At 39.5% G+C, this 14,094-nt stretch carries 14 protein-coding genes; 13 read left to right on the top strand and 1 reads right to left on the bottom strand.

Going from position 1 to position 14,094, the window contains the following annotated elements; all coding sequences use genetic code 11:
- Nucleotides 1–240 precede the first annotated feature (240 nt).
- The 7 genes from phaR to ykzE all read left to right on the top strand — a co-directional run bounded on the left by phaR (nucleotide 241) and on the right by ykzE (nucleotide 5,358).
- Nucleotides 241–840 (top strand): polyhydroxyalkanoic acid synthase subunit PhaR, encoded by a 600-nt coding sequence (phaR, locus tag LAV82_RS08715; protein ID WP_013055937.1) that lies wholly within the window; start codon nucleotides 241–243, stop codon nucleotides 838–840.
- 81 nt (nucleotides 841–921) lie between these two features.
- Nucleotides 922–1,665, top strand: coding sequence for an acetoacetyl-CoA reductase (locus LAV82_RS08710; protein ID WP_013055938.1), 744 nt, complete (start codon nucleotides 922–924; stop codon nucleotides 1,663–1,665).
- 76 nt (nucleotides 1,666–1,741) lie between these two features.
- Nucleotides 1,742–2,830, top strand: a complete 1,089-nt coding sequence (locus LAV82_RS08705) for a class III poly(R)-hydroxyalkanoic acid synthase subunit PhaC (RefSeq protein ID WP_013055939.1) — start codon at nucleotides 1,742–1,744, stop codon at nucleotides 2,828–2,830.
- Nucleotides 2,831–2,950: 120 nt separating this feature from the next.
- Nucleotides 2,951–3,130, top strand: coding sequence for a hypothetical protein (locus LAV82_RS08700; protein WP_499715892.1), 180 nt, complete (start codon nucleotides 2,951–2,953; stop codon nucleotides 3,128–3,130).
- A 223-nt stretch (nucleotides 3,131–3,353) separates the two neighbouring features.
- Nucleotides 3,354–4,733 carry a TrkH family potassium uptake protein gene (locus LAV82_RS08695; protein ID WP_255256020.1) on the top strand — a complete coding sequence of 460 codons (1,380 nt, stop codon included), beginning with the start codon at nucleotides 3,354–3,356 and terminating at the stop codon, nucleotides 4,731–4,733.
- 287 nt (nucleotides 4,734–5,020) lie between these two features.
- The gene (ykzP, locus tag LAV82_RS08690) at nucleotides 5,021–5,182 is read left to right on the top strand and encodes a protein YkzP (RefSeq protein ID WP_013055942.1); all 162 of its coding nucleotides are present in this window, start codon (nucleotides 5,021–5,023) and stop codon (nucleotides 5,180–5,182) included.
- Nucleotides 5,183–5,184: 2 nt separating this feature from the next.
- Complete coding sequence (gene ykzE / locus LAV82_RS08685; protein WP_013055943.1) at nucleotides 5,185–5,358, top strand: protein YkzE; 174 nt, start codon at nucleotides 5,185–5,187, stop codon at nucleotides 5,356–5,358.
- A gap of 27 nt (nucleotides 5,359–5,385) precedes the next feature.
- Here the strand turns inward: ykzE and LAV82_RS08680 are convergent, their stop codons facing one another.
- Nucleotides 5,386–7,155 (bottom strand): B12-binding domain-containing radical SAM protein, encoded by a 1,770-nt coding sequence (locus tag LAV82_RS08680; RefSeq protein WP_499715891.1) that lies wholly within the window; start codon nucleotides 7,153–7,155, stop codon nucleotides 5,386–5,388.
- Between the two features lie 193 nt (nucleotides 7,156–7,348).
- On the opposite strand from LAV82_RS08680, the gene LAV82_RS08675 reads away from it, so the two are divergent.
- From LAV82_RS08675 to LAV82_RS08650, 6 genes are all read left to right on the top strand, one after another.
- Nucleotides 7,349–8,068: a FadR/GntR family transcriptional regulator gene (locus LAV82_RS08675; protein WP_499715890.1), complete on the top strand. Its 720-nt coding sequence runs from the start codon at nucleotides 7,349–7,351 to the stop codon at nucleotides 8,066–8,068.
- Between the two features lie 138 nt (nucleotides 8,069–8,206).
- A complete protein-coding gene (locus LAV82_RS08670) occupies nucleotides 8,207–9,727 on the top strand; it encodes a nicotinate phosphoribosyltransferase (RefSeq protein WP_499715888.1) in 1,521 nt (506 codons plus the stop codon).
- A gap of 35 nt (nucleotides 9,728–9,762) precedes the next feature.
- On the top strand, nucleotides 9,763–10,593 hold the full coding sequence (gene nadE, locus LAV82_RS08665) for an NAD(+) synthase (protein WP_013082209.1): 831 nt from the start codon (nucleotides 9,763–9,765) through the stop codon (nucleotides 10,591–10,593).
- Between the two features lie 283 nt (nucleotides 10,594–10,876).
- Entirely contained in the window at nucleotides 10,877–11,596 is a 720-nt protein-coding gene (locus LAV82_RS08660; RefSeq protein ID WP_211078258.1) for a (Fe-S)-binding protein, read from the top strand.
- A 17-nt stretch (nucleotides 11,597–11,613) separates the two neighbouring features.
- The gene (locus tag LAV82_RS08655; protein WP_013055949.1) at nucleotides 11,614–13,053 is read left to right on the top strand and encodes a LutB/LldF family L-lactate oxidation iron-sulfur protein; all 1,440 of its coding nucleotides are present in this window, start codon (nucleotides 11,614–11,616) and stop codon (nucleotides 13,051–13,053) included.
- A complete protein-coding gene (locus LAV82_RS08650) occupies nucleotides 13,028–13,744 on the top strand; it encodes a LutC/YkgG family protein (protein ID WP_041816513.1) in 717 nt (238 codons plus the stop codon). Before LAV82_RS08655 ends, LAV82_RS08650 begins: the two co-directional genes overlap by 26 nt.
- The last annotated feature ends 350 nt before the right edge of the window (nucleotides 13,745–14,094 follow it).

The following is a 14,094-nucleotide window of genomic DNA, read 5'->3' as shown; positions in this document are numbered from 1 at the left end:
AAAATAAATAAAGATTTAGAATTGTTTATTTTGGAAAACGAATTTATAATAGTACATGTAGGTAATTTTTATAACATTTATAATTTGTTGGTAAGTGAATTGTGAAAAGATTTACATTATCCAATAAATAAACGCAAAATTGGTTGCGTTTACTTAGAGCTTCTAATATGTCGCTTGTCACATTAAGTGTCCATATTGAAAGCCATCACTTTTAACGTACACAAGAAAGGAGATGGAGTTTTGGAACAGCAAAAAGTATTTGATCCGTTTCAAGCATGGAAAGACGTATATGACAAAACCGAATCTTACTGGGGTAAAGTTATTGGGGACAATATGAATCGTGAAGAATTTTCCCAGCTCATGGGAAATGTGCTAAATATGAACCTTCAATATCAACAAGCAGTAAATGAAGTAACGGGGCGCTATCTGCACCAAGTAAATGTACCAACAAAAGAAGATGTAGCAAACGTTGCGTCATTAGTCATCAATGTGGAAGAAAAAGTAGAATTATTAGAAGAGCAATTTGACGATCGTTTTGACGAATTGGAAGCACAGCAAGAAAGTGCATCTGCTTTGAAAAAAGATGTCACTAAGCTGAAATCTGATGTCAAATCGTTAGACAAAAAACTCGACAAAGTTTTATCTCTTCTTGAAGGGCAGCAAAAAACACAAGACGAGTTAAAAGAAACTATTCAAAAACAAATTAAAACTCAAGGTGAGCAGCTTCAGGCTCAGCTGTTAGAAAAACAAGAAAAATTAGCTGAAAAGCCAAAGGCAGAAGCTAAATCTGAAGCAAAACCATCAAATGCTCAAAAAACTGAGCAGCCGGCTCGCAAGTAAGGTATAGGGGATTTTATAACAACATTAACTGCTGTATTTACAGTAAAAATCATCGCTGAAGAAGCAAGGGGGAAATTTTTCATGACAACATTACAAGGTAAAGTAGCAATCGTAACAGGCGGATCTAAAGGTATCGGGGCAGCAATTACACGTGAGCTTGCTTCTAATGGAGTAAAAGTAGCAGTAAACTATAACAGCAGTAAAGAATCTGCAGAAGCAATCGTAAAAGAAATTAAAGACAACGGCGGAGAAGCTATTGCGGTTCAAGCTGACGTGTCTTATGTAGATCAAGCAAAACACCTAATCGAAGAAACAAAAGCTGCGTTTGGTCAATTAGACATTCTAGTAAACAATGCTGGAATTACGCGCGACCGTTCATTCAAGAAGTTAGGTGAAGAAGATTGGAAAAAAGTAATTGATGTAAACTTACATAGCGTATACAACACAACATCAGCTGCGCTAACGCACCTTTTAGAATCTGAAGGTGGTCGTGTTATCAATATTTCATCAATTATTGGTCAAGCGGGCGGATTTGGTCAAACAAACTACTCAGCTGCTAAAGCAGGTATGCTAGGATTTACTAAATCATTAGCTCTTGAACTAGCTAAGACAGGCGTAACAGTTAATGCAATTTGCCCAGGATTTATTGAAACGGAAATGGTGATGGCAATTCCTGAGGATGTTCGTGCAAAAATTGTTGCGAAAATTCCAACTCGTCGCTTAGGCCACGCTGAAGAAATTGCACGTGGAGTTGTTTACTTAGCAAAAGACGGCGCGTACATTACAGGACAACAGTTAAACATTAACGGCGGCTTATACATGTAATAAATGCTGGCCCTGACTTTTGTCGGGGCTGTGCTTGTTAACTAACTACTAATGGAATGAAAGGGTGTGTATATTCGTGGCAATTCCTTACGTGCAAGAGTGGGAAAAATTAATCAAATCAATGCCAAGTGAATATAAAAGTTCTGCAAGACGTTTTAAGCGTGCATATGAAATTATGACAACAGAAGCGGAACCGGAAGTTGGATTAACACCAAAAGAGGTTATTTGGAAAAAGAACAAAGCGAAATTATATCGCTATACGCCAGTAAAAGATAACCTGCATAAAACACCAATCTTACTCGTATATGCATTGATCAATAAACCGTATATTTTGGATTTAACACCTGGAAACAGCCTTGTTGAATACTTATTAAACCGCGGTTTTGACGTGTATTTGCTTGATTGGGGAACTCCTGGGCTTGAAGACAGCAATATGAAGCTAGATGATTATATTGTAGATTATATTCCAAAAGCGGCGAAAAAGGTGCTGCGCACTTCTAAATCGCCTGATTTGTCTGTTCTTGGTTACTGTATGGGCGGAACTATGACATCTATTTTTGCTGCATTAAATGAAGACTTGCCGATTAAAAACTTAATTTTTATGACAAGTCCATTTGATTTTTCCGATACAGGTTTATACGGAGCATTCCTAGACGATCGCTACTTTAACTTAGATAAAGCAGTAGATACATTCGGAAACATCCCTCCAGAGATGATTGACTTTGGAAACAAGATGTTAAAGCCAATCACGAATTTCTACGGCCCGTATGTAACGTTGGTGGACCGTTCCGAAAATCAGCGGTTTGTTGAAAGCTGGAAGCTAATGCAAAAGTGGGTTGCTGACGGAATCCCATTTGCTGGTGAAGCTTATCGTCAGTGGATTCGTGACTTCTATCAACAAAATAAATTAATCAATGGTGAACTTGAAGTTCGCGGACGCAAAGTAGATTTGAAAAATATTAAAGCTAATATTTTAAACATTGCTGCTAGCCGTGATCATATTGCGATGCCGCATCAGGTGGCAGCTTTAATGGACGCTGTTTCAAGTGAAGATAAAGAGTATAAATTGTTGCAAACAGGTCACGTATCTGTTGTATTTGGTCCAAAAGCAGTGAAGGAAACATATCCTTCAATCGGCGATTGGCTAGAAAAACGCTCTAAATAAAATAAAGACGCGGCTGGTACAAAAGTATTTTAGCCGAAGTGAAAAACGAACCACTGATATCAGTGGTTCGTTTTTTGTTATGGTGAACGTAGGTTTCAAGTATGTCGTTGCTTCTAGCAGTTGATTGGAGGGCAAGGCGAAGACTCCTGCGAGAAAAGCGGAACAGGTGAGACCTGGCAGGAGCGTCAGCGACGAGGAGGCTCACGGGCCGCCCGCGGAAAGCGAAGTCTTCCACGGAAATCAACAGCGGTGTCACTAGCGGTTCAGCTCATGTATCCCATTTGTTCGTCTTTAGATTGATTCATTTAATTATGTCGCAACCTCGTTTTTTTGTGTAAACCGATAATATTGAGTGACGTTCCTTTATGCGGGCTGCTGGGATTTATGATATCTAATGACAAGTGAGGTGACTTCTTTTATACTAATGTAGTCACCTTCTTGAACATGGGATTTTTTACATGGATATTGCAATCCGTGTAACAATGAGTATGCTTTGGGAAGAAAGAAGAAAACTATTAGTATTATAACAAAAAAGGAATGTCAGATTATGCCGCAACCATGGAAACGACGAGTAAGGCAGATGTCTTCAGCTCAAATTATTGTTACATTTTACATAGTGGCTGTTACGCTTGGATTTCTATTACTTAGTATCCCAGAAGCTTTAAAGCCGGGAGTGAAGTTAGCATTTATTGATCGCTTATTTATTGCCGTCAGTGCGGTAAGTGTAACAGGGCTGACACCTGTCTCTACTCCGGATACATTTAGTACGACGGGCTATTTTTTGCTCGCTTTTATTTTTCAAATCGGTGGTATTGGTGTAATGACACTCAGTACATTTATTTGGATGATTTTGGGTAAAAAAATCGGTTTAAAGGAACGTCAGCTCATTATGACAGACCATAACCAATCCCGTTTATCAGGATTAGTTGACTTGATGAGAAATATTTTATTTATTATTTTTGCTATTGAACTAGTTGGCGCCATTATTTTAGGATTACATTTTCTCCGTTATTACTCAAGCTGGACAGATGCTTTTCTGCATGGGTTCTTTGCTTCTGTCAGCGCTACAACAAATGCTGGCTTCGATATTACAGGATCTTCGTTTATTCCGTATGCCCATGATTATTTTGTACAAGTGGTAACCGTTATTTTAATTACGCTTGGAGCGATTGGATTCCCTGTATTAATTGAAATTAAGCACTATTTTTTAACATTTAAAGATAAGCGTAAATTTCAATTTTCGCTATTTACGAAGCTAACGACCATCATGTTTTTTCTGCTGTTAGCAGGGGGAACAATCTTGATTCTTGTGCTAGAGCATTCAGGATTTCTAGCAGATAAGTCTTGGGATGAATCGTTTTTTTATGCGTTTTTCCAATCTGCTGCCACAAGGAGCGGAGGAGTGGCGACCATGAATATTAATGAGTTTTCGCTTCCTACGTTAATTATGATGAGTGCGATGATGTTTATCGGTGCTTCACCGAGCTCAGTAGGGGGAGGAATTCGTACGACGACGTTTGCATTAAATATTCTTTTCCTGTTTTATTACGTAAGAGGAAATAAGACGATTAAAATCTTTCGCCGCGAAATTCATGAAGATGACATTATTAAATCAGTAGCTGTATCGATGTTAGCCGTAATCATTTGCTCGATTTCGCTTCTTATTTTAAGTATTACAGAACATTTTTCTCTCATTGAGCTTATTTTTGAAGTGTGTTCAGCTTTTGGGACAACAGGTTTATCAATGGGAATTACAGGAGGGCTTTCTGATATCGGTAAATGCGTTATTATGATTTTAATGTTCATTGGCCGAATCGGCATGTTTTCATTTATTTTAATGCTTCGCCGTCCAACGTCTGGACCGGATTATCACTATCCGAAAGAACGTATTATTATTGGATAAAAGAGGCTGGGACACAAATATTTTAGTTGAAGGAAGATCCGAACGAGTTTGTTTCTTGATTAAGAATCAAACTCGTTCGGATTTTTTTATTATGATGGTGAACGCAGGTTTCATGTAGCTGGGTCACAAGAGGGGCAACCCATTTATCTCATTTGTTCGTATTTAGAGTAAAATGATTTCGTTATGTTTCAACCGCTTTTTTACAGCTTTTTCTGCTTATATTACGCATCAGAAAGTGTATTCTAAGAAAAGGAAGTTCAATGGACTTCCAAGCATAGGAGGGATATATGATGGCAAAGCGTAAAGTAGGGTACAAATCAGCATTGACTAACAATAATACACCAAAAGAGAGCCTTTCAGATGCAGAATTTGCTGCTGAATATGCTGGCGGCGAGGAGCCGGCTAAAGGCGCGAATCGCAATTCAAAAAAAGGAAAGCAAGGTAAGTAACGATGAGCAAACATAAACAAAATAATAAGCATATCGCAAGCACTGAAGCAAAGCAAAAACAGTTACTGCAAGAAGAGTTCGGAGCGGAAATGGGCGATCCCAACGCAGCTAAAATATATGAATCCTTAGGAAAGACAAAGTCTGATAAAGAGCAAAAAAAGAAAAAAGAATGTTAAAGAAAAAAACCTCGGGTATCCGAGGTTTTAGCTTACAACTGGAAGGCCAAATGCCTCTACAGGTGCTGAATAAAGTTTTGTATCATTTGCTTTTTGATCATAATAAGCAAGAAGAACAGATGGTTGTTCATTTATTTTTCCCGTTTGTTTATAATACATATAATCAAATGGAAGAATTTCTAAAACGGTGTGCTTGTATAATTCTTTTTCAGCAAGCTGTTCAGCTTCAAAAGCCTGTCCCATAATAGAAGGATTAGCAAGCATTTGCTGATAGTAATGAGAGCGGACTTGTTTTTCTACTTTATCGTCCCACCAAGGTTTACGAGGCTTATGCTTTTGGTTTTGTAAATAATCAATTTTCATAAACCCTTCAATCATTTCTTCATTTGAAAAATTCTCCGTTTCAATATACTGTCTAAGACGTCTGAATAAATCTTCAAGCTGATGGCCGATTCGAACCCAGCCCATTTCATCCCAATACGTCCCGAAGTTTTGGAAGAAATCAAAAGGTGTATCGTAGCAGTGCTCTACTAAAAACTCTATTGTTTCATCCATTCGATGGTCATTCCAAAACTTTTCTAAAATATCTTCTACATGTTTGATACGTACGACATCTGAAAATGGCAAGACATTATTGCTTAAAATTTCATAAGGCGATTGATCCATGTATTGATAATTATAGCGAGATGCACTTAAGCGTAAGCCGGTGCCGCGAAGCATTTTTAAAAAGCCCAGCTGAAGCTCTTCAGGACGAAGTGCAAATACATCATTAAACGTATTTTTAAATGAGTTATAATCTTCATCTGGAAGTCCCGCAATCAAATCTAAATGCTGGTCGATCTTTCCGCCTTCTTTTACCATCGTTACGGTACGGGTTAATTTTTTGAAGTTTTGTTTGCGTTTAACTAATTCATTAACGGCATCATTTGTAGACTGCACGCCAATTTCAAAGCGGAATAATCCTTTTGGCGCATTGTCGTTTAAGAACTGAATGACTTCAGGGCGCATAATATCGGCCGTAATTTCAAACTGAAATACCGTACCTTCACGGTGTTCATCAATTAAAAATTGGAACATTTCCATGGCGTAGCTGCGGCTGATGTTGAACGTGCGGTCTACGAACTTAATGGTGCGCGCTCCGTTATCCATCAAATAGCGAATATCCTCTTTTACTTTTTCTCTATCGAAATAACGAACGCCTACTTCAATAGAAGAGAGACAGAACTGACAGCTAAACGGACAGCCGCGGCTTGTTTCAATATACACAACGCGTTTTGAAAGTTCTTGGCGGTCTTCTTCAAAACGGAAAGGAGAAGGCATTTCGCGCAGGTCAATTTTATTGCGCTGCGGGTTTACAACTGGTTTGCCTTCTTTTCGGAAAGCCACGCCGCTTACGTTTTCAAACTGGCGCTCTCCGTGAAGTTCGTCCAACAGCTGCTTGAATGTTTCTTCTCCTTCACCAATAGCGATAAAGTCAGCTTCAGGAATGCGCTCTAGCCAGTGAGTTACATCATAGGTTACTTCTGGTCCACCGAATATAATGATGAGCTCGGGATTGATCTTTTTTAGCATTTGTGCGACTTTAATCGTTTCTTCAATATTCCAAATGTAACAGCTGAAACCAATAATATCTGGGTTGCGTTTATATAAATCCGTGACAATGTTCATAGCAGGATCTTTAATCGTATATTCGGCCATATCCACTTTATAGTCAGGCTCGGCATAGGCTTTTAAACATCGAAGGGCTAAAGAAGTATGGATATACTTCGCATTCAATGTACTGACAACAATGTTCATTCAAAAAGCTCCTTTTAACTCGTAATATGAAATCAATTTACTATTTTAGCACATTTGAGAAATAAAGTATAAATACCTTGCCACTTTTGTTGTGGAGGGGAAAGGATTTCGGTAAAATGTAACAGAAACGTAAAAGAAGAAAAAGTCTCGGTTAATGTAAACCTTGGTGAACGAAAAAAATGAGGTGGAAAACGTGGAATATAAGCGAATTAAGCCAAAAAAAATATACGAAGAAGTAGCCGAAACGCTTCTTGAGAATATAAAAGAAGGCAGTTTAAAGCCTGGTGACCGTTTGGATTCAGTGCAGCAGCTGGCGGAAAACTTTCAGGTAGGGCGCTCAGCTATTCGTGAAGCTCTTAGTGCTTTGCGGGCGATGGGGCTGCTCGAGATGAAGCAGGGGGAAGGCACATTTGTACGAGAGTTTAACTCCGATATGCTGTCTCTGCCTGTAACTAGCGCTGTATTAATGAATAAAAATGATATTGAACATTTGCTTGAAGTGAGAAAGGTATTAGAAATTGGGGCTGTTCGTGCTGCAGCTCAAAAGAGAACAGATGCGGACCTCAAGCAGCTGTCCGATAGTCTGGAACAAATGAAAGGAGCGTTTGGCAATGAAGAGCTGGGAGAGAAAGCAGATTTTGCTTTTCATTTAGCCATTGCCAAAGCCTCGCAAAACCCTCTTTTAGTGAAGCTTATGAATAACGTATCAGAAATGATGATTGAAACGATGAAAGAGACAAGACGCATCTGGCTTTATGCAAAAGAGAAAACGGCTGAACGGATTTATAAAGAGCATCAGCAAATTTATGAAGCTATTCTTTCTCAGCATGCAGAAGACGCTCAGCATTTTATGATGAGTCATCTTGATAATGTTGAACATGTGTTAATGAAATACATACCCGAAGAGAAATAATGCCATTTCAGGTAGAAAAGTGTGCACCAAATAACAGAAAAACTAAAATTCAAGCACCTTCTGATAATTTATGCTTGCTCTATTGTGAAAAGATTTACATAATAGAAACTAGGATTGTCAAATGGAGGGTTACAAAGTATGAAAAAGCAATATAGAGATGATAGTTTAGCTTTGCATACAGATTTATATGAACTGAATATGGCACATACGTATTTTAAAGACCATATTCATAAACGCCGTTCTGTATTCGAAGCTTACTTTCGTCGGATGCCGTTTGAAAGCGGTTATGCTGTGTTTGCCGGGCTAGAAAGAGTAATTGATTTTATTGCTAATTTCAGGTTTAGCGAAACGGACTTAGATTATTTATATGAAGAATTGCATTATGAAGCGGAGTTTATCGACTATTTAAAGCAAGTTCGCTTTAGCGGTAATGTTCGTTCGGTTGTAGAAGGCGAAATGATTTTTGCTAACGAACCAATTCTGCAGATTGACGCTCCTTTAGCGGAAGCGCAGCTTATTGAAACGCCGCTTTTAAATATTTTAAATTTCCACCCGCTGATTGCGACAAAAGCATCGCGTATTCGCCTAGCCGCGGGAGAAGATAATTTATATGAGCATACGGGTACGAATCAGCTTATGGAATTTGGTTCAAGAAGAGCACACGAGATGGATGCTGCATTTTACGGGGCAAGAGCTGCTTATATTGGAGGCTTTGATGCAACCAGTAATGTAAGAGCGGGGAAAGTATTTGGAATTCCTGTGTCCGGCACTCATGCTCACGCGCTTGTTCAAGTCTATCGTGATGAGTACAGCGCGTTTAAAAAGTATGCGGAATCACACCGTAACTGTATCTTTTTAGTAGATACATATAATACGTTAAAATCAGGTATTCCCAATGCTATTAAAGTAGCAAAAGAAATGGGAGATCGCATTAATTTTATCGGTATTCGATTAGATAGCGGAAGACTTCCATATCTTTCTCAAGAGGCAAGAAAAATGCTTGATGAAGCCGGCTATCATGATGTGAAAATTTTTGCTTCGAATGATCTCGATGAGTACAGCATTCTAGATTTGAAAGCGCAAGGTGCCAAAATTGATGGATGGGGAGTTGGAACAAAACTCATGACATCTTTTGATCAGCCTGCGCTAGGAGCGGTGTACAAGCTGGTTTCGATTGAAGATGATCATGGAAACATGGTGGATACGATTAAACTGTCAGAGAATCCGGAGAAAATTTCAACTCCCGGCCTAAAAGAAGTATATCGAATTGTAAATCAAGTGAACCACAAATGGGAAGGCGATTATATTACGATGCAGGACGAAGTGCCGAACGAAGAGCAGCATTTAAAAATGTTTCATCCGATTCATACGCACGTCAGCAAGTTTGTCACGAACTTTAACGCACGTAAAATTCACCAGCCAATCTTTACAGACGGCAAGCTTGTGTACGAGCAGCCTACCATTGAAGAAATGAGAGCCTACTGCTTACAGAACTTAAAGCATCTATGGGATGACTACAAAGTCATTACAAAATCGAACGAAGATGTATTCCGTCCTACAGAGTATCCGGTAGACTTGAGTACAAACTGCTGGGATAACAAAATGCAAAATATTGAAGAGACTAGAAGCAAGTTACTATCTGATACCGTACTTGTGTAGATTCCGTCAGCTAGTAATGAGAGGAGAGTTTTTTTATGAAAGAGCTACAAAAGCAAATTATTGAAGAAATGCACGTCCAAAAAGAAATTAATCCCGTGGAAGAAATTCGCCGCAGCGTTGATTTTCTGAAATCCTACATGAACAAATATCCTTTTTTACGTTCGTTTGTACTAGGTATTTCCGGCGGCCAAGATTCTACGTTAACTGGAAAGCTGGCGCAGCTAGCGGTTAATGAGTTGAATGAAGAGGCCGGAGAAGAGCGCTATCAGTTTATTGCTGTTCGTCTTCCATACGGTGTGCAGGCAGATGAAGCAGACTGTCAAGATGCACTTGCTTTTATTCAACCAACAAAATCTATTTCTATTAACGTAAAACCAGCAGTAGATGCTATGCTTTCTGCTGTTGAAGAAGCGGCAGATGATAAAGTTTCCGACTTCAACAAAGGAAATGTAAAAGCACGTGAACGAATGATTGCGCAATATACGGTAGCGGGCATGTACAGTGGAGTCGTACTCGGAACGGATCACTCTGCTGAAGCTGTTACAGGATTTTATACAAAATTCGGTGACGGAGGAGCTGACTTAGTCCCTATCTTCCGTCTGAACAAGCGACAAGGAAAACAAATGCTAAAAGAATTAGGCTGTCCCGAGCATCTATATATGAAAAAACCAACGGCTGATTTGGAAGAAGATCGTCCACAGCTTCCGGATGAAGAAGCGCTTGGCGTAACGTATGAGCAAATCGACGATTATTTAGAAGGCAAAGATGTAGGTGAACATGCAAGTAACGTCATTGAAGGTCACTTCTTAAAAACGCAGCATAAACGCCAATTGCCAATCACAGTATTTGATGATTTTTGGAAATAAATAAGTAAGAAGCTAAGACAAAAGTAGTTTAGTTGAAGGAAGATCCGAACGGTGAAGATTCTTGATAGAGAATCTTCACCGTTCGGATTTTTTTAATGTTATGGCAAACGTAGGTTTCACGTATCCCAATTTCTTATTTTTATGAAAAAAAGATAGCAAACAAAGAAAGGTATTTTCGAAAAACTAGTGAAATTAGAAAAACATAGGAGTATAATAGCATTAAGTCATCTGATGACCTGTTAACTAAAAAGAAGTAAAATGATCAGCTTGGAGGGAGCAAATGATGAAAGTATCTTTATTTGCCACATGTTTGATTGATATGTTTCAAACAAATGTAGGAAAAGCGACGGTAGAATTATTAGAACGATTAGGCTGCGAAGTGGATTTTCCAAAGAGTCAAGTTTGCTGCGGGCAGCCTGCGTATAACAGCGGTTATGTAAAAGAATCAAAAGAAGCGATGAAAAACATGATAAAAGCGTTTGAACATGCAGAGTACGTTATATCTCCATCTGGCTCGTGCGTGACAATGTTCAAAGAGTATCCCCATCTTTTTAAAGGTGATGTTGCATGGTATGAACCTGCCGTGAAGCTTGCTGATAAAACGTATGAGCTAACAGATTTTATTGTAAACGTTTTAAAAGTGGAAGATGTAGGAGCCAGCTTAAATGGGAAAGCCACTTATCATTCTTCCTGTCATATGACGCGTTTGCTAAACGTAAAAAAAGAACCTTTTACACTATTAAACAATGTAAAGGGTCTTGAAATGGAGAACCTTGAAAACAGTCATAACTGCTGCGGATTCGGCGGGACGTTTTCGGTTAAAATGGGGCAAATCTCTGAACAAATGGTCGATGAAAAAGTAGGCTGTATAGCTAAGACAAACGCAGAGTACTTAATTGGAGCTGACTGCGGCTGTCTTATGAATATTGGAGGAAGAATTGAACGAAAAGGACAGCCTGTAAAAGTGATGCATATCGCTGAAGTATTAAATAGCAGAATGTAAAGAAAGGAGAATACCGAATGTCTATGAAAATAGGAAATGATCAGTTTAAAAAACGCGTCGATGATGGAGTCAATAATGCGTTTATGCGCTTTGCAGTTTCAAGTGCTCAAGAGCGCTTAAGAAGCCGTAGATTAGATGCGGCAGAAGAGCTAGGAAACTGGGAAGAATGGAGAGCGCTTGGCGAAGAAATTCGTCAGCATACGCTTGAAAATTTAGATTACTATTTAGAGCAGCTCACTGATAATGTAGCTAAACGCGGAGGCCACGTTTTTTTCGCTCAAACAGCTGAAGAAGCGAATGAGTACATAAAAAATGTAGCGAGGAAAAAACAGGCAAAGAAAGTGGTTAAATCCAAGTCAATGGTTACAGAAGAAATTCATATGAACGCTGCTTTAGAAGAACTAGGCTGTGAAGTTATTGAAACGGACTTAGGAGAATATATCCTGCAAGTAGATGATCACGATCCGCCTTCTCATATCGTAGCTCCTGCGCTTCATAAAAATAAAGAACAAATTAGAGATGTATTTCAGGAAAAGCTTTCTTATAAAAAGACAGAAAAACCTGAAGAACTAGCTCTTCATGCCCGGGAAATGCTGAGAAAAGAATTTTTATCAGCAGATATTGGCATTACAGGATGTAATTTTGCGATTGCAGAATCTGGATCTATTTCACTTGTTACCAATGAAGGAAATGCAAGGCTAACGACCGCCCTTCCTAAAACGCAAATTACGGTTATGGGAATGGAACGAATTGTGCCAACATTTGAAGAGTTTGAAGTGTTGGTAAGTCTGTTAACTAGAAGTGCAGTAGGTCAGCGGCTTACAAGCTACGTAACGGCACTTACGGGACCTAGACTTCCAGGGGAAGTAGACGGACCGGAAGAATTTCACCTAGTGATTGTAGATAACGGACGATCTGCGATTTTAGGAACTGAGTTTCAATCTGTTTTACAGTGTATTCGCTGTGCGGCATGTGTGAATGTATGTCCCGTGTATCGCCATATTGGAGGACATTCATATGGATCTATTTATTCAGGGCCGATTGGAGCTGTATTATCTCCTTTACTTGGAGGCTATGAAGACTACAAAGAGCTTCCATATGCCTCAACGCTATGCGCAGCCTGTACAGATGCCTGTCCGGTCAAAATTCCGCTGCATGAGCTATTGCACAAGCATCGTCAGCGAATTGTTGAAAAAGAAGGAAAAGCACCTATTTCGGAAAAGCTGGCGATGAAAGCATTTGGCTTGGGAGCAGCTTCTTCTTCTCTATATACAGTGGGCGCTAAAGTAGCACCGGCAGCTCTTACTCCTTTTATGTCAGGAAGTAGTATTTCCAAAGGGCCTGGTCCATTAAAAGCGTGGACGGAAAGCAGAGAGTTTCCAGCGCCTACAAAAGAGCGCTTACGAGATTGGTTTGATAAAAGGAGTGATGATGATGAACGGAAGCATTCAAAATAGAGACAGTTTTTTAGACAATGTTGCTGCTAATCTTAAGCGAAGCAGGCGAACAGGCGGTGTAGTAAAGCCACAATGGAAGCATGCTCCTCAGCATGAGGTCTACCGCAACTATTCGCCGGATCAATTAAAGAAAGAGCTTGAAAACCATTGCGAACGTATTCATACTCGCTATGTAGAAACCTCATCACAACACTTACCAGATGCCCTTGAGGAAGCCGTAGCGAACTATGGAAATGGTCTTGTCTGCACGTGGAATGATCCCAGGTTTTCCGAATATGGATTGAATCCGCTGATGGAGAAATGGGAAACAAACCGTAACCTTCACGTATGGAATTCAGTAAAAGGCGATGAGAATGTTAAACTAGCTGAACAAGCAAACGTCGGCATCACGTTCAGTGATTTGACGCTAGCGGAATCTGGAACAGTTGTTTTGTTCAGCAGCGCTGCAAAGGGACGAGCGGTAAGCTTGCTGCCCGCCACTTATATTGCAATCATACCTCAAAGCTCAATTGTTCCTCGCATGACACAAGCCGCTGAAATGATTCATGAAAAAGTAGAGCGAGGAGAAACGATTGCTTCTTGCATTAACTTTATTACGGGACCGAGTAATTCAGCTGATATTGAAATGAATTTAGTAGTTGGTGTGCATGGGCCTATTCAAGCAACTTATATTGTAGTGAATGATCGATGAGGCCGGGACAAAAGTATTTTAGCCCAAGTGAAAAACGAACCATTAATCAACGTGTTTGATTAATGGTTCGTTTTCTTTGTTATGTTGAGCGTAGGTTTTATCTGTTTCGTTCCTTCTAACAGTTGATTGGAGGGCAAGCGACGAGGAGGCTCAGCCGCCGCCCGCGGAAAGAGAAGCCTTGCACAGAAATCAACGGCGGTGTAACAATTGATCTATACTAGGGCGCTTATCCAATTTGTTCGTTTTTAAATTAGATTGGTGTAGTTATGTCCCAGCCTCTTTTATTCATACTTTCTTTCTAAATAGCGGGATAATGTGAAGAAATGTCGCATTTTGAATAAACGTGCCTA

Origin of the sequence: Bacillus sp. ILBB4, from assembly GCF_035064545.1 — a bacterium.
Classification (GTDB): Bacteria; Bacillota; Bacilli; order Bacillales; family Bacillaceae_H; genus Priestia.
The sequence above is the reverse complement of the archived record's forward strand: the minus strand, read 5'-3'. Positions and strand labels throughout refer to the sequence as shown.

Bases quoted from the DNA above. Each gene is read 5' to 3' on its own strand.
- ykzE (WP_013055943.1), top strand. From the start codon at position 5,185: ATGAGCAAACATAAACAAAATAATAAGCATATCGCAAGCACTGAAGCA.
- LAV82_RS08670 (WP_499715888.1), top strand. From the start codon at position 8,207: ATGAAAAAGCAATATAGAGATGATAGTTTAGCTTTGCATACAGATTTA.
- ykzP (WP_013055942.1), top strand. From the start codon at position 5,021: ATGATGGCAAAGCGTAAAGTAGGGTACAAATCAGCATTGACTAACAAT.
- LAV82_RS08680 (WP_499715891.1), bottom strand. From the start codon at position 7,155: ATGAACATTGTTGTCAGTACATTGAATGCGAAGTATATCCATACTTCT.
- LAV82_RS08655 (WP_013055949.1), top strand. From the start codon at position 11,614: ATGTCTATGAAAATAGGAAATGATCAGTTTAAAAAACGCGTCGATGAT.
- LAV82_RS08710 (WP_013055938.1), top strand. From the start codon at position 922: ATGACAACATTACAAGGTAAAGTAGCAATCGTAACAGGCGGATCTAAA.
- nadE (WP_013082209.1), top strand. From the start codon at position 9,763: ATGAAAGAGCTACAAAAGCAAATTATTGAAGAAATGCACGTCCAAAAA.
- LAV82_RS08650 (WP_041816513.1), top strand. From the start codon at position 13,028: ATGATGAACGGAAGCATTCAAAATAGAGACAGTTTTTTAGACAATGTT.
- LAV82_RS08660 (WP_211078258.1), top strand. From the start codon at position 10,877: ATGAAAGTATCTTTATTTGCCACATGTTTGATTGATATGTTTCAAACA.